The sequence below is a fragment of the Paenibacillus sp. J22P165 genome (assembly GCF_059692015.1).
Genome location: NZ_JCAUAP010000004.1, coordinates 466,301 through 484,919, shown reverse-complemented (window position 1 = coordinate 484,919; position 18,619 = coordinate 466,301). Strand labels below are relative to the sequence as shown.

General features: G+C 46.3%; 4 protein-coding genes. All 4 read right to left on the bottom strand.

What is annotated here, in order from left to right; genetic code table 11:
* Nucleotides 1–137: 137 nt before the first annotated feature.
* A complete protein-coding gene (locus AC58QM_RS12280; RefSeq protein ID WP_497284251.1) occupies nucleotides 138–6,503 on the bottom strand; it encodes an S-layer homology domain-containing protein in 6,366 nt (2,121 codons plus the stop codon).
* Nucleotides 6,504–6,514: 11 nt separating this feature from the next.
* Nucleotides 6,515–11,626: an immunoglobulin-like domain-containing protein gene (locus AC58QM_RS12275; RefSeq protein ID WP_497284249.1), complete on the bottom strand. Its 5,112-nt coding sequence runs from the start codon at nucleotides 11,624–11,626 to the stop codon at nucleotides 6,515–6,517.
* Between the two features lie 202 nt (nucleotides 11,627–11,828).
* On the bottom strand, nucleotides 11,829–16,322 hold the full coding sequence (locus tag AC58QM_RS12270) for an AAA family ATPase (protein WP_497284248.1): 4,494 nt from the start codon (nucleotides 16,320–16,322) through the stop codon (nucleotides 11,829–11,831).
* Between the two features lie 133 nt (nucleotides 16,323–16,455).
* Nucleotides 16,456–18,618 (bottom strand): MMPL family transporter, encoded by a 2,163-nt coding sequence (locus tag AC58QM_RS12265; protein WP_497284247.1) that lies wholly within the window; start codon nucleotides 18,616–18,618, stop codon nucleotides 16,456–16,458.
* Nucleotide 18,619: the final 1 nt, after the last annotated feature.

The window sequence follows — 18,619 nt, the reverse complement described above, 5'->3', positions numbered from 1 at the left end:
CGGATTGAAGGGGTGAAATCCCGATAAATCTATCATTTCATAATCGCTACCTACGCACAAGTCCCTTTCCTCAGTCTTCTCTTCCCTGCTACTAAAAAAAATCGAGCATCTCCCGTTAAGGGAAACACTCGATTTAATTAGTTCTTCACATCCAGCATTTTACTGATAATAGCCGCTGCTTCTTCTCTCGTGATTTGTGCCTCCGGCCTCAGTGTACCATCTGGGTAACCACTGATGACGCCAAGCTGCACAAGCAACGTTACATATGGCATAGCCCAGTCAGGAATAGCATGCGCATCCGTAAATGAAACCTTAGTATCTGTTGGCTCCAACTCAGTTTGCGAATGGATCATCCGACCGATGATCGCTATAGCTTCCGCTCTGGAGATGGGCACCGTTGGATCCAAGTAGAGTTGCTCATCTCTCTTAGCACCGCCGAGCCATTGATGCTCGATAGCCGCCGATACATAAGGCTTTGCCCAATCAGCTACGCGCTCTCGATCCGCAAAGTCGGCGGAAAGTTCGCTTGTAGGCGTTGATGCTGCGGCTCCAAGAACACCAACGGCAATTTTGGCAAATTCTTGCCGTGTAATGGCACGCATCGGCTCGAATGCTAAGCCTTCATCGCGTTGAACACCGTTTACTGCCCCCACGGAGGCCAATCGGTATACTACATCATTCGACCAGCGATTGATCATATCCATAAAGACCGGCAAATCACCATTGTACAGTAAGGCAAATTTACTGAAATGCGGCAACGTTGCCGTAACCACGCCTGTTATTGGATTTATCGAACCACCGATGTATTCCCAGCTATTGGTCTGTTCGTTGTAATAATAGATCGCAGCTCGCCCAGGATCCTGGAGCTCTTCCATCGAATAGCGTACCGTGAGTTCCGCAAGCGTTTGAAGTTGGGTAGGTTTATCGAACTTGAATTCGTAGATATCTCCAATCACCTTTAAGCCGCCAACTTCATACTTCTTCGGAATACGTACTGCACCAATGCCGAGTCCAACGCTTTCTTTAAGCGGTTGTGCTGGTATGCGAATAACAGCACGATCGCGAATTGTAATGATACGTTCCTGATTGGCTTCAAGTTTGGCTGAAGTTACGAATTCTACGCCTTGCTCTTGCTCAATCAATCTTTTTAGGATATTTTGCAGGGTGTCTTCGACGGGACTTCCAGAAGCTTCATTGTCATCACCTGGGAAAGTCGTCGTCGGAGGGATATACCAATCATTGTAGTCAACCGGTGGCGACTCTGGTGTTCCAGATGGTTGCGTTACATGGACAATAAGGGTATCCTCAAAGGCAAAGTCGCCTGCAACCGAATAAGAAGCTTTAATGACCATATCGCCCTCATAGGAAGTAAGCAAACGCCCTTGCTCTGAAATGCTTCCGTTCGTATCCCCTAGTAGAACGCTCCATTGTACACTTTTTGAATTAAGGTCGAACGAGTTACCGTCTTTGTCTGTACCTACTAATACCAAGGATTGCTCACTGCCTGCAGGAAGCTGGAGCTCGGCGTCTTCCGACAGAGTTGCAGCAGGACGAAGTTCAACTTTAGCTAAGGAAGTCACCGTGCTATTGATAACTTCCGTATTCAGCACGGTTTCATTTCCTGCCATATCTTTTGCTGCAATCACAATCTGCTTAGAAAGGTAACCATCTAAAGGAATCGATTGCTCGAAAGCACCGCCCTCTTGGACAGCCACCGACATGCCGTTGATTGTCACCCGACTGCCTGGCTCAGCCATCCCTTTCACTAAGGCCGTCTGTTGGTCAGCATTTGTTCGCGCGTTCTCGACTTTCAAATCAGGTACGGTCATATCAGAAATGACACGAACACTGGTAGAACTCCTATCGCCTCGCTGATTGGTTGCGAACAATTGGATAACATTTTCTCCCTCGCGTAAAGAAATTGATTTGCTCCAGTCTGCTCCCAAAATGGGCTCAGCAGTTTTCACATTATTCACAATAACTTCTGTTGATACGGATTGATCTGCATGCATGTGCAGCTGAAAGTCCGATTCATTCATGATATACGTTGTCGTCCCATTCTGCGTAAACGAATTGGTTACCGGTTCGTTGTTGGTATGAAGAACAGACACCTGCACACTTGCAGGCTGTGGCTCTGGCAGCAGGACAGCTGCTGTAACAGCAGGCTCACTGTAAACTTTGACGCCATGTACAAGCTTATAAGCACCCATCGATACTTTATACGTTGAACCGGGCAACATACCGATGGTTTGGCCTGCTTCGTTGTTCACCGTCCCACCAATCATAGCCTCATGAAGGTCACCATTCAGCTCGATCACACCCAAGCTTGAGATGGCCTCGCCATTCCCATCAAGCACTTGGACCGTGTATCCATCCGCCGTCTGCTCGTCCCAAGAAAGCTTGAATAAGCCGTTGCCTGCAGGATTCAACTGGACGTGACTCGGTTTCACTGGTTGATACGGATTCACAACGTTAAAAGATTGACTACTGTAGACGCTGTTTAGATTCGTATCTCCCTGTGACAGGACAGCCTTGACGTAGTAGTTCCCACTTGCTAACGATTCAGGCAACGAAATTTCCGCTCTTTCTTCAGATACATCGAGGTCCTGAATCAGCAAACTGCCTGGATCGTTTTCATTGTTCGAGCTAAGGAATAACGAGACCTTTTCATTCGTCGTATGATCCCCCTGCCAATTGACCGTTAATTGATGAGAAGCCGTGTGCTCAACATCGACACTTACCAATGTCGGAGGCACAGTTACCTGCTGAAGCGTCCATTCTAATTCACGATCAGAGGTAACTCGCCAAGTGCCGCTGGTTGGATTTTTAATAGATACAAGCACACTTTGCTCTAGTTCGCCTGAAGATGATTCCGTAGCAGGCACTTCCTGAATATCATAATTCTCGCCTGCAACAAGCGGGTAATTATTTCCCGCTGGGTCCTGAACCTGGAGTTCAGCAGGATCTCCTGAGTAGGCAATGTCCAGCAGAATCATTTCTTGCCCTGATGAAACCGGTATCGCATATTCGAACGGATCTGCTGATCTTAACAATTTTCGAGATGGCTGCTGCACATGACTTCTCGGACCGGAAGTTGCGACGGATGTCATATTCGTACCGAAACTCATCGTTCCGGAGACATTGCCTGACTCATCATAATACGTTTGCTCGATGAAACTTTTCGCAGGTTGGTCGCCAGTTGAGGACTCATTGGATGGTGATTCTGCATCCAGGGCGGAGCTTCTGCTTTTGAGCAGGTTCATCTTACCAATGCTTATTTCTGGCTTTTTGTCACCCCATTCATATTCAAAGCCCCATGGAATGCCGAGAAACTCTACGTTACCTGCAATCTTCTCTGAACTGATTTCACCTTCAGCAGCTGCGAGTACTAAGCCACGCGGAAGCTTCACCTGCACGTTGCCTCCTCCAGCTAAATAAACAGGCCCGAGCTTGCCGTGCTTCTCAGGATCGTAGCGGAAGACGACATACACTTCACCAGTAATGATATTTTTAATATTAATTTTCGCACCAGCCATGAGTTCAACGCCAAATTGAGACAAAGAATCTTTCAGCAGTACGCTGCCATACACTTCTTCAAACAGAGATATGCCAAGCACTTCGAACGCGCCAGAAAATTCAACACCTCGCATCGAAAGCCCTACTGTGGCATCATCTGCCTTAAACACTTTGGCAACACTAAGTCCGCCAATCATCTCCAATTTTAGTGGTGGCAAGAAATTATAGTTGCCCATTAGCGTATCGTAGATGTTGTAAATCCCGCCTCCACCTTTCGTTATATAGGCCACTGGAGCGATTGGAATTAATGGAATTCCTGGCTCCCCACCGACCACGAAGCGAAAATTATCTACAATCGGAAAGTTACTGTCGGTTAAACGAATGGTCAGCAGTCCGTTGACTTCGACAACTTTAAACTGAACATTCGCTTCAACTTCATATTTCTTCTCGAACGTGTCTACGCGAACAATCCCGTTGAGCCCTAGATCCAGTCCTGGCACTAACTGTTTGGGAAGCCCCGCTTCTCCTTCAGCTCTCAACCCTAGAAAACCGAATTTACCAGCAGGCCCAAAGGCGTCGGCATTCTGCCGAATACCAAATTTGGCTTCATCCAAATCAACGGAAACCAGTACCGAACCCGCGCCATCGTCTTCACCGTCGGTATTCTCTGATAAATCTTTCTCATCTGGCGGATTCGGAGGATTATTGGTATTTGGCGAATCTTCTTTAGCAGTATCCGTTTTCTTCTCACCTGGTTCAAAATCAAGAGCAAGCCTTCCGCCGAATGACACACTCTCCGTTCCAATAACAGCATTCTTAATATTCAACTGAAACCAAGCAAGACGTTGAATGACGGATAACCCTTTTAATACATCCCACTCAATCTCAATCTTGGATTCTTCATTCTCTTCGTTCGCTTCGAGTGCGTATTTCTTACCATCCTCTAACTCAATACGGAAAGGTCCATAAGCAAATTTGAAATTAGGGATCGAAAGCGCACCATTCCCCATCACATTAATATAGTCCTCACTATGCGAGCTGTCCTTGGGACTCTTTTGAATTGTGATCTTTTGAGAAGCTTCACCAAAAATAGCCGTTAACATGTCCGTCGTATCATGGCGAATCACAGAATTAATCGTTGAACCTTGATCAATCTCATAAATAACCTTGCCGTTTTCTCCATTTTTACCGCGAATCGAACCCCGGAACTCCAACAAGGAAACTTCGCGGCCTCCAGTACGTTCGTATTGCGTTTTCAACTCTGTGAGTTCTGTCTCACTTTTCACAGGAACAAGCTGATACGTCTGTCCCTCTTCTTGCGTCATGTTATTACCGACAACGAGTAAAATACCATAGTCTTTTGATTTATAGGTTTTGTCCGTCGTAAACTCCATTTTTTTAGTAAATACTTTACCGCCAGCAGTCAACCTCACCGTGTACGAGCCAACTTCCAGCTTATGCAGCTTCCAAAGATCACTCTTCAAATTTAGTTTTGCCGTAATCTGCTTGTCATCTTGAATAGATACATCTGAAGGAGGAACAGCCACGCTCGCGCCATCGCGATCTCGAATGAGATCAACATTCCACCCTGATGATCCTTTCAATACTTCAAAACCTGCTCCTTGCAAGGTTAGTGCAGGATTATCATCCAATGTGTAAACCTTCTTAGGAAATACTTCCATTAGCTGCATGTTAGGTATTTCACCAGTCAACGCTGGAAGTACGACGAAGGAAGCTTGTATACTTTCCTCACCACCTGCCGCTTGTGCAATGACTTGAAATGGCGCAGCTTTGAAAGCGAGTTGTACCTTTGGCTTGACTCGCCAAGTGACGGTTTTCGTCTCACCGACCTTCATGACGCCTACCTTTTTGGTCATTGTCTCCCCTGGGGCAAGATCTAGTTCTGCGGGGAGACCAAGTGTTACTTCGACACCGTCCATATTAACCGAGCGATCAATCGCATTGTCGATATCGACGCGAATGTCAAACTCCTCTTCCTTATAACCATTGCGATCATCCGTTAATGTCAGCTGTTTCGGCGCACCTACTTGCAGCCTATATGTAGCTTCTTTCTTTGATGTGAAAAAGCTGCCTAAACCATAATACGTTTCAAACACCGCTTCTCCTCCAGGAGCGAGTCCATCTGGCTCCCAGTAGAGAGCGACCGCGCTGTCGGCTGAACCATACGTATTCAACTTGCTGGTGAAATCAAGCAAAGGATTCACCGTGTAATCCCACTTGGTTTGGGAAATACCGTTCCAATGGGCAATCACCATCTGATTCGGTGCTTTATTCCCCCAACCTTGCATGAAACCGTAGGACATCACTTTCGGATTCATTGGATTATCTGTCGCACTCCAGTAATACGGAAGCTGTCCCGTAATGACCTTCTCATTGCGAATATACTCACTTCCGCTAGCTATCGAGATCGGAGAAGCATCTTGTGAGCCTAGCATCGTATCCAACAAAATCCTAGTTCCGACACTTTGATTTTGTTTGGTTGTATTTTTCACGAGATAAGTGACCTTCATATTACCTGCATTCGGGTTCGTTGGATCATTAACTAACGTTAATGTCTGTGTAATATCGAGCCCTTCGATACGCCAGGTTGACTTATTCGTGAAGCCTTGATTGGCTGGCGAGAACGTAAAACTACTGTCCGACCCCATAAAGCCATAACTGTTTCCGAAAATATAATCTTGTCCATTAATGCGAAACGTCGTAAAAGAAGTCTCTGGAAGTCGCTCTTTAAAGAGGAGCGCTTTATTGTCGTCTCCCCCTTTTAAAGGAGAACCTTGCTTCGTATTGACACTGAACCTTCCTGACTCCTTATTGACGCTAATTTCCATGAAGGTATTGGCAACAGTCACTGGCGTTAACTCAGCCTCTATGGCAGATACCAAACCACTTCCAACAGGAAAGAGCAGGACAAACATGGCTCCAATTAACAGCAACTTTTTACCTAGCTTAAACTTCGCTTTATTCATTGCTCACACTCCTAAGAAGCTTGCCTCGGCAAAATATACACACGAATCAGCTTCAACTGTCGTTCTTGATCTTGGATTAAAAATGTATAGTAGCCGTATTCCGTTATAGGTAAAATTCCGTTACTTACTCTGTTCGCATTGGTTTTAAAATCACCTATACTTTTGGGACCCCGCGCCCATTTAATTATGTTGCTGCCTTGTTGGCCAAACAACGAAAGTTGGATCGCATCCCCGTTTACAATGACGTCTGTATCTTGAACTTTCACCGAATTCACGTATATCGTGAATTCAGTCGGGGCAATAACAATCGCCTTCCGGGTCATAACAGTTTCATTACCTGCACGATCCGTCGCACGATACACAACTGTATATTCGCCTGGTACTTGTGAATTGATCGAGTTGGTGCTGACGATCATCTTCGATGTCATATCACCCTCCATATTATCTATCACCGAAACATCAGCTAATGGATTAACAGGGATGCCGACTTCTATCAGCAACTGCTCGCCACCCACAAAACGAAACTTCGGTGCTTCACGATCAATGTTAGTCACATCCACACGCAACGCATATGTATTACCAAGCGAATCTATGGCATCTATCCAACGTGTACCGTTGCTTGTAAAGGTGACCTTGTTGCTGTTCAAACCGACATAAGTAAGTGGTTGGTCTGATGTTAGCGTAACGTTCACATCATTTTTCGTTGGCAGCGTTTCACTAAAGGCAGCAGTCACTTTTGCCTTCGTTTTATTGATATTGGTTACTGCTGCTTGTATTTCAGTTAAATTCCCAACAACATCTTGCAGATAAAAAGTAAACGTACCGTTGTCCTTAAACACGAATTGCTTCGAACGGTTATTGTTCAATACATAGAACGGCTCATCCGCATCGACCGTTACGATGACATCATCCTTTGTAGGAGCCGATGTGCTGTACGAAAGTCGCGGTAGGGGAGGTGTTCGGTCTATATAATTGACTGTTGCCGTTACACTGCTTTGGTTGCCAGCGCGATCTTTAACGATAAATGTATAACTTCCATTGCTCGTAAAGTCATAGGTTGTATGGCCATTATTACCTATCACTGTGATAGGTTCATCCGCAAGAACGGTGGTCCGCACATCCGATCTTGTCTTCAACGTTTCCGAATATTGAATGGTTGAAACTGGCGGTGTCTTATCAATTCGATCAACAGCTGCAACCAATTGCTGCTCATTACCTGCCGTGTCTCTATAAACAAATGTAAACGTCCCATTCTGTGTAAACGAATGTGTATTGCCGCCAGTACTTAGAAACTGAACAGGCTCACCGGAGTTATCTGCCACCACTAATGTCGCGACAACATCTTGATTCGTCCATCCGATCTGACTATAAGAAACGGTCGCTGTGGGTGCTTCACGGTCGATATAAGTCACAGTTGCCACAGCATGTCCTTCATTTCCAGCTGCATCGCGAAACTCAAATGTGAATGTACCATTTTCTGTGAATGAATAATGACTATTGCCACTATTGTTCGTCACTGCGACTGACGAAGCATCTGTAAAGGAAATTGTGACCCCGACGGGATCTTTGGTCCAGCTGGAACTGCTATAAGTAAGCTGCGCTAGTGGCGCTTCCTTGTCAATCCAATTGACCGTAGCCGTCTTGTGTACAAGGTTACCTGCCTCATCTTCGAAATCGAATGTAAATTGACCATTTTCGGTAAACGTGTAAGTAGGGCTGCCCCCATTATTCAAAATGCTCACGGTACCATTGGTTTCATCTTGCGTAATCAAAGTCACTGTAACATCCTGATTCGTTGCACTTTCCGTGCTATAGATGAAATCCGCTGTTGGCGCAATCAAATCGATGTTATCAATAATCACTTCATCGATGTTCATTATGCCTGTACTCACATTGCGTACGGTATAGTGAATCGAACCGTTGGTTGTAAATTCATACACAGCTTGGGTCACAGTCTGACTGATGACTTGTGCATCGCCTGTCAATTCAAAATTCGTTAACTCGCGATCAGGACTGCCTTGCGCATCAATCGTGACGCGGACTGGACCATTCGTCCAACCACTTGGAGATAGTGTAACTTCAGCAGAGGGTAAGCTGCGATCAATCCAAGTAACCGTTGCTAACGCCGTTCCTACATTGCCTGCCCCATCTCTAAACTCAAATTGGAACTGTCCGTTATCTGTAAATACAACCTCTTTCTTCCCAAGGTCCGTGTTCGTTACTGTAACGGGTTCATTTGTCGATAGCATCGCTGTCACATTATTTGCAGTTAAACCAGTAGGTTTATACGAAATTGTACCTATTGGTTTTGTATTATCGATGAGAAACGGATTGCTGACTATAGTTGCTGCATTCCCCGCTTTATCGGTGACTTTCACCCATAAATACCACGTGCCGGTCACGCCAGACTTCGTTGCAATACGTTCACCTGTCGCATTCGCTGGGAGAGGTAGCCATGTCGCAGGAACCGTTGAACTGGAGTTCGACCAGGCATGAACGAACGTTAAGTCACTCTGTGGTGCCCCTGTGTCACTCGCTGTTACGGCTGTACTCACAGCTTGCTGTAGGGAGGAGCCGTTCTGTTGCAGCGTAATAACCGGATTAGACTTATCAATCCAGTCAACTTTTGCTTGAGCTGTGTTCACGTTACCAGCCTTATCTCGGAAGGTGAACGTATACTCCCCATTCGACTGAAAGTGGTACGTAGCCGCTGTGACACTATCCACCGTTATATCGGCTGCAGGTGTAACATTATCCGTCGCGGTCAATGTTGCAGACACAGGCTGGTTCGTCCAAGCCGTTGTACTATACACAATTTTGTTTAACACAGGCTTAACCGTGTCATACGTTACCGTATCGGAATACGTCGTACTATAATTGCCCAATGCATCAATAAATTGAACGGCTATCGTGTGCACACCTTGTGTCGCAGGGATGGTCATCTGCTTAAGTGGCGGTGTCGACACGTAAGTCTCCAAATTCCCCCACACGCCGCCGTCTATGGCGAATCTCATCTTATCTACGGAGCCTTGTGCATCTGTTGCACTCAATTGGATTGGCACAGTAGTGAGATTCGTAACCTTATTAGGAATTAGCAACGTCCCTGTCGGACTCGTGTTATCCAGCTTGAAGGCCCCACTATTTACAATCGTTGCATTCCCAGCTTCATCATACACTTTGGCATGAATATAAAAACTCCCCGTCTGGCCAGTTATTGAAAACTCATTACTTGTTGAAGTATTCCAAGACGTATCATTGCCGTCCGTTGTTGCTAGCTGATCTATTTTATATTTGATAACAAATGAGGCAAGAGCGGTTGTGATGTTATCTGTCACATTTAAAGCGGTAGTAACTGATTTGCTGTACCCTGTCGTTGAATTTAGTGTAAAAGAAACCGTAGGCGCAGTCGTGTCGAGTTTAAATCCCTGTGTTGTTTTCGCATATCCGATGTTACCTGCACTGTCACTTGTTTTTATATACAGGTAGGTGAGACCATTCGCTGTTGGCGGTGAAGTCAATGTCGTGGTCCATGTGGTCTTATCACCTGTACCATCAAAAATCTGCTGCCAACGAGAATCACTCGCAGTAGGTGTCGTTACATCTGTTGACCAGATATAATACGCCTGACCTAACGTTCCTTTCGACTCCTGCAAAGTGAAGCCCACTTGTCGGGAGGTGGCTGGTACAAGATTGCCCTGAGTGATAAACGTGACGCTTGGCGCCGTTTTGTCAATAATATACGTTGAACTTTCCTGTGTGCTTACATTATCCAAGTTGTCCTTCATTGTGAGCTTTAACTTGTAGCTGCCTTCTGCGGTGTTTGGCACCGCAAGCGTACCTCCCGTGATACTCCCTGTACCCGTTGAATAGGAAATACCCTCCTTCAGCCATTCGTAGCTCACCTGTTTTAAACCAGAATTCGCATCTGCCACGGTATAGGTAATGGCATGGCTAGGCTTCGCCACGCCAGAATTCGGCGTAATCGTTGCAGTGGGCCCTTGATTATCATAATTAAAAGGCCCGGCTGACTTAATGTTTGTATTGGCAGCAAGGTCAATCGCCTTCGCATGCAAATAATAAGAGCCAGTACCTGTTGGATCGATAGGAGCTGCCCCATTAAGCAGATTACTTGAAATCGCCGATGCTGCCGGTGCTGACGCACTCTGTGTCCATGTGTAGTAAAGCGTCGTATTGGCTGTTAGCGGTGTGTCCGATGTCGTTACAGTTACACCATGGCTTTTCTTATAGGCTTCATCTTTTTGCTTACCAAAAGTAAGTGTTGGTACCGTATTATCCAAATAAAAGGGGCCTTTCGTCTGGACAACTTCATGTCCAACAACGTCCACCACGCGAGCATGAAGAAAATAAGTACCAGGTACAGCAGGATCTGGAACAGCGGTTCCGCTTGCTATTCCTGTATTAATGGCTGTAGGCAAAGGTGCTGTCTGACTCTGCGTCCACGTGTAATAGAGCTTTAAGTTTTCGTTCAGTGGTAGATCATTGGCCGTCAACGTGATCCCCAATGACTTCTTGTAGCTGGCGTCCGCTGGCAAATTACCAAAATCAATCGTCGGCGCCGTGTTGTCAATATACATCGGCGTTCCGATCAGGCTTTTGAAATAGTCAACGTTATTCATCGACGTCCCATCGGTAAAATACGTTGTGCCATTGGTATTGGCATTCCACCCATTCATGGGGAGGTTCACGCCGTCAGAGGGGCCGCAGCTATCTGGGCCTCTTTGAATTGTGATGGCACCTGAGCTCATATCCGCCGTTATTCCCCGAGCATAGACGGGTGGTGAGTAACCTTCAAACACTGCGTCGTATAAGCGGAGCCAGTCCTGTGTACCGTTGATGGAGATGGGAATCACCGATTCCATATCGCATTTGACAGAGGGGCTCGATGACTCAAAAGCCACATTCATTTTGATCGTCTGTCCAGCTGTAAAAAAGTACTTACCATTTACCGGAGCAACCGCTGCTCCAACAGAACTGATCGTGACAGCCGTAGGCTGCTTGACGGCACCAGCTGGTTTTAGCGTGGCAGCCATCGTTGTATTTGTGAAGGGTACTGCAGCAGTAGCCAGTAACATCGTTGTTACAAGCGCAGTAATTTTTCTCATAAAGCCTCCTTTGATCGAACCAGCGATGCTAGATGCAAGATGCTAGAACCACCCTATTCTAAGCGCCATTCGACAGGATTCGATAGTACCAAAGGTCATTTTCGGGAAAATAAACATGAAGAAGAGGGTGCCCCTCACCACATTAATGGCTTTAAGGACACCCTCTGGAAAACGCGTTCTTCATCTTGGATTAAGTCGACGGCTAGATAGACCAATCCTTTGCTTTGGCTACGGCCTGTGTGCGTCGGTTCACCTGAAGCTTGCCATAAATGACAAGTGTAATGTTCTTCACCGTCCCAACCGCTAGTTCCAATCTTTGTGCAATTTCGGGATTCGACAAGCCTTTAACCATTAATCGCAGCACGTCTTTTTCACGCTCGGTCAGCGATTGAAGCAGCAGACTAGTTTCAATTCTCGATCTCCCTGTATCCGAGATCACCGGCTCCACTCTGCCATCCGCCACTTCACTCGCGAAACGATTTAACACGGCAAGCTGAGCAGACAACATCTGCATAAGCTCCATACGCTGGCTGGCTTGCGCCCCGGTCACGGCCTCATTTTCCAAGTAGACAATGCCTGCTAATCGGTCCAATTGCTGAACAGGCAAGCAGATGATGGAACGAGGATGAACGCTGCGTATATAAGGATCCCATGCAAATAGATCATCGAGATGGGCATCGCTCAGTATCAACGGCTCTTGCGTTCTGGCTACAAACCGGACCACTGAAATCGGTAAATCAAAGCAGCTTTCCAATGGAGCGGAATGACCGCTTCTTGACACATTACGATTAACGTCGTGCTCCGCTTCGATCCACCAGTCGCCGTCCCTATTCACAATCCAAAAGCCTTTGGCAGCCCCGGCGTTTTCGATCAAGGTGACTAGATATTGACCCAGCAGCTGCTCAAAGCCGCTTGCCTGCGTCAGCCGAGCAGCCGCTTTTTTGAACATATCCCGTTCCACTTCCAATGACGGCTCGTCATCCACATCCACATTTTCAACTTGTGCAGATTCTCGGGCAAGCTTGAAATCCTGCTCCCATACGCGACCATACTCCTGTGACACCAGCAGCAAATCCGCGTTCTGCTCTCGCAGCTGTTCGCACTTTTCGTGCGCTCCCCATTGCTTAAAACCATGATAGGCATCCATCAGGTACGTTTTGGCGAACTTCTTTTTGCCCATCATAAGCAGCAAGCTCCCGGCAAGCTCACACGCCACGGCTTCCAAATGGGTATACCCGCATTCACTCGCGGAGTCTATAGCCTCATCGAAGCAGACTAATGCTTGCTCCCACTTCCCTTTCAGCCGTGCCGCCTCACCTTGCATAAGTAAATACTTATGTTTGAAGTGACTAGGGCCCAGCTCAGACCACTTGCGCATATGAGCGAGCATCGATCGCATCTTCCGTGCTGTCTCTGCCTGTTGCTCTTCGCACAGGGTTGAATACATCCGTGACATAGCCAAGTAACCGTACAGCACGCCCTCGGGCAAATGTGAATGATACGTATAGTATCGCTCACTATGTTCCGTTCGTTCCCAAAGCGCTATCGCTGACTCATCTTGGCCGAACATATACATCAGTTGAATGGTGCAAATATGATATTCAAATAGAAGGCCAATTCGAATGTCCGCAGGAGTCATTTCCTCCACAAAATTCTCCCCGTCAAAGGAGCGATCATTCATAGATAAACGTCCTTCTGTTTCTCCTTGCAAACATTTAGCAAACTGTTGATACAGTCGAAATGATTTTTGTGTGAAGGGATCTTTCTTATATAAAGTCCCGCCTTGTGTTTCGCAAAACTCCAGCAACTCACCCAATTGACCGCCGTAAAATAAACTAAACATCATTCCGCGAAGCGAAAATCCTGCATAATAGAAATCTCCACTCGCCAGACTGACTCGATGCGCTTCCTTAAACAGAGGCCAAGTCTCTTGAGCACTCATACTCCAGAAATGAGTTAAGGCATAAATAAATGAAAGTTTTGCTTTCACAGGAGAAAATGACGCTTCACCTAGGTGTAGTGCGGCTTCTGACAGCTCATTTCCATCCTTATGCCAACCTTCTTCGCTGGAGATGAAAGAAGCAAAAATCGAAATGATTTCTGGAAACTGATTTGCTGCATGGTGGTTGAGCATTTTGCGAATACTTTGACAAATAATCACAACAAACAGATTCATATCTACAAAAGAAGAGGCTCGCGCTACGATGGGCAGCAATTGAAGCATCGCTAATTCATGCGGAGAGGCTTCCTGTCTTTGTGAAGCATGCAGCTCACCTGCCATGCCACCTTGAAGCAGGATGCGTGTTTGATTCAGTTCCTTTTTGCGCCTCGTTGTCTCAACCTTTCTTGGCAGCTTCACACCCAATCGGTCCAACAGCTGCAAGCCATCCTCGAAGGCTGCTTTCGCCTGGCCGCGATTAATATCTATTTCAAGCTTGATCGTCTGTATCCGAAGCTCGTCCACACTGCCGCCAGAATGAACGATTAGCTGTTCAAATAACCGTTGTCCCTCATCTAGATGGCCACATGCATACTCTACCTGCATTCGTTCCGAATATATTTCATACGTGAGCGGATATCGTGATACCCACTCCTGCTCGGTCAATAGCTCTGTACCGAAAGTAATGAAAGTAACAGCAGAGAAGTAAGCAGCCGATTTTCTAGCTTTCCGACTCGCTTGTAGTGAAAGTTCGGCCACTTTCAACTTTTCCTCACGATCGATTAATCGATTTTTCCCAAGCATCAGATGGTGCAAAAGGGTATACAGCTGCTCTTCCGGCTTGTCAGCCGAATATTGCCCCCATTTGTATCGCCCTAATTCCGCATGAATCATTTCTTTTTCAGGAGTGGGAATGGCCTCATAAGCAACTTGTTGAATCGTATCATGGATAAAGACAAACCACACATTCGGCTGTGAAGATGCGATTGACAAGGAATCTATTGCATGTGATCTCCCTTGCCAAGACTCACGTTCTCGAACAGGCAGAACTAATCCTTCACGCAGTGCTGGCTCCAAATGTAGCATCACATCTTCAATAGCGTGTTGGCAAATCGCTGCCAACGTGTGTAAATCAAACGAATGACCGATACACGCTGCTCGGCTTATCGCTTTTCCTGTTGGCTCGGGGAGCGTTTGCAATCGATCCATCATAAGGTCCCGAACATCACCCAGCGCATCTTGCTTACGAATTTGCTCTGCGTCCCACTGCCATCTTTCCTCATGGGTATTAAACCGCAGCCATTTATGATCGTATAAAGATTGCAAAAGTTGCTTCATATAGAGCGGATTACCCGCTGTTTTCTGAAAAATCACCTCAGCAAGCGATCGAGATTCTTCGATTTGTAGCTTATGACATAGATACTGTTCGGTTTCTGCCAAAGTTAAAGAAGAGAGCACGATTCGCCGTTGCGGCAATGCTTCTTGATTACAAAGCCAATGTCCTGTTGGCATTTCTTTCTCGCGATACGCCACGATACATAAGAAATATCCTAAATCTTCACTGTCCGCGATGCTGCGAATAAAATCCAGTGTTGCCGCATCCGCCCAATGGACATCGTCAAGAAATAAAACAAGCGGTGATCTTTTCACGGCAATCGCACGAATCATCGCTTGAAAAGCAAAATGCAGTCGATTTCTTGACGCCGTCCATGGCAAAATGTCAGCAGCTGGCTGCTCGCCTATGAGTAAGATCATGTCCGGGATAATTTCGGTTACAATGCTCGCATGATCGCCTAGTGCAGCGATTAGCTTGTCTTTCCATCGTGTGAGCTGTTCCGTGCTGCCGGATAGAAATCGATGTATAAGTTCTCGAAATGCATGGATTAAAGGTGCATACGGGATATCCCGCAGCAGTTGTTCCGATTTCCCAGAAATAAAATAGCCTCTTTCTTGCTGCTGAGTTCTGAACCATTCACGAACAATCGTCGATTTGCCGCTTCCCGGCTCTCCACTAACAACCACGATTTCCGTCTTCCCGTCCATCGTATTCACAAATGCGTTCGTCAATTCGGACAGCTCACGCTCACGACCACTTACAACGATTGGCATCCGCAATTGACTCGCAAACTCTTTACTGCCAAGCGGGAACGCTTCAATAGCGCCGTTTTCCTCCCATGTGGAGCGACACTTTCTGATATCGTAGCGCAAGCTATAGGCACTTTGGTAGCGCACTTCCGGCGTTTTGGCTAACAGTTTTACAATGAGGTTTCCAATCATTTGTGGAATATGAGGTTTAATCACACTTGGGTGTGGCGGTCGTTTAGCGAGATGGGCATAAATCCATTCTGTCGGCTCTGCAGCAAGATAAGGAAGTTCACCGGTCAAAAGCTCGAAAAAGATTACCCCTAGCGTATACAAATCTGTCCGTTCATCGATGTCTAAGCTCATCCGTCTGGATTGTTCAGGCGCACGATACGCCCAGCTGGACACAGCTAACTCACTTCCTACCGGTGAGTCCGTCTGATCCTTAAGCAGCGTAACGTGAATGGCTTCATCTATTCGATAGACCCGCATTCCATCTTCGATTTGACAGACAAACACTTCCGGACTCAACCGGCGATGGACACCATGTTCTTCATGATACGCTAAAACCGTTTCTGTCATGGCTTCTGCGATTCTCAAAAAGTCATGCAGTCCGCCTTGCTGATATTTCCAATATTCAGGAAGCGAAACGTCTAAAATTTTCTTCGTGACCATACTGCCTCCCACACACTCATTCCGAGCACTTTGTTCTAATGAAGCAAATTATATCATACACGGCTCGTCTTGCGGATGGTAGACTCAACAAGGCCGATGTTTGGCTAAGTCAGCTATCTTCCCCTCTTTCCCTCTAACTACGCGTTCTACTACGATGCGGTGGTCCCCACCAATTCCATTTGCCAAGGATGATCATCAGCGCTGGCACAAGCACCAATCGGATTACCGTTGCATCGATAAATATGGCAGCTGCAATACCCAGTCCTAGCTGTTTCACACCAACAACCTCTCCAAACGCAAACGGCAATGTGACAGCTATCATAATAGCAGCAGCGGAGTTGATGATTTTACTTATCGAAGCTAAACCGACAAGCACAGACAGCTGATTATCATGAGTCCGCTGATACTCCTCATAGATTCGCGAGACTAAGAATACTCCGTAATCCATCGAAATTCCAAACGCCAGCCCGAAGATAAATACGGGAATCATAATTGCGATTTTGCTCGGCTCCAAGCCAAAATTCCCCTGCTCAAAGAGCCAGGTTAGAATCCCAAAAGAGGCACCAAGGCTCAACAGGTTCATGAGAATCGTTTTCAGAGGAACAAGAATAGAACGGAAAGCGATGAATAACACCATATAATTCGAAACAAGAATGAACAGCAGCACATAAGGTAAATGGTCAAAAATAGCATCAAAAATCTCCTGCTGATATTTGGCTTCCCCACCTAGTAGAAATGGGAGCGTACCCGATTCCCCCTCTTTTTCCCATACTTCCAGCCAATTCCTCACTTGCTGAGAGGACGGTTCATCCTTTAGTCGAACTTGAATGAGCATCTTGTTCTCATGCACATAAGTTTGAAGAAGTTGCTCGTATTTGGCTTTGGTCGTTGAATTGTAAAATAACCCATATAGTTGATCATAGGGCACTGGCATTCTCTTAAAAACCGAATCTACGCTTGCAACGAGCGGCTCTCTCTCTAACTTTTGAATGAGCAAGAAAGCGTGTTTCCAATCACTCTCCGTCAGTTGGGCTGATCTTCCAGTCGCAAGAAGAATGACATCTGAGTTTGTTTCACTACTACCAAAATGTGTTTGATACACCTCGAAAGCGGCTCGGGACGCATAGCCTTCCGGTAAGGATGTCGCATCAGGAATTGCTAATTTCATCTTCGTTAAAGGCAAGAAGCAACATAGGAGGATGCAAGCCGCGATCAATGACATTTGAACAGGTTTTCTCATTACAAATCGCGCCATGACAACCCAAAAATTGTACGTACCTTTTGTCGTAGAAAGCAGTCTGCGTTCGGCCCGAATGGCAGGCCACCACAAAGTCAGAAGCGCTGGCACTAAAGTTAACGTCAGGGAAACAGAAATGGCTACTACGATCATTGCACCTAACGCTACGGTCGCAAACATGGGCAATGGAATGAACAATATCCCCATAAGGCCTAAACCTACACTAAGCGCAGAGAATAAGACGGCTCTTCCCGCTGTTGTCATTGTGATAAGGATGGCTGTTCCTACAGCATGCTGATGAATTTCCTCACGAAAACGACTAACCATCATCAAGGCAAAATCGATACTAAGCGCGAGCCCTACCATCGGAATGACATTCAGTACAAAGTTAGATAAATCGATCTGAGTTCCCAGTCCATACATCATGCCCATTGTGCTTGCAACGCCAATCAGCCCAACAATAATTGGAATTAAAGCTGACGTCATGCCGCCAAAAGCCAACCAAAGGATGAGGAAGGCCGCTGGAATGCCTAAGCTTTCCGCTCTTCTTAAATCATGTTGACTCGCTCGATTTACATCTTCTTGCACAACCGATTTCCCTGTCCATGTCACTTTCATCTCTTTGTGCGTAGGCAAGCGCATTTGAAGCTCACGCAAGACAGGTTTCATTTCATGTGGACTTTGGTTGAATCCAAGCAGCGCATAAGCAAAATCCCCTTGCAACATCCCCTCTCTTTCGAGGGGTGATATGATCTCCTGCAACCCTTGCATGCCCTGTAAGGATAGCAAATCTTGTTGCATGTATCGCTCAAATTGTCTAGCGTCTAGCTTCTTATTTTTTTCAAATACTAACATAATCGGATTGGCTGGGAGATGAAAATCTGCGGCTAATGTGTCTCGGACTTTGACAAAAGCACCGTCCGCGATTAACCCATGATCCTTCAGAACGGTAGGTAGCTTTGGAGCGAAGAACCCGGAAAAGAGGAAAAATATAGCCCAGATTAGCAAAATAATTTTAGGATAGCGAAGGGAAATCATGGCCAGTTTACGCAAGGTCATG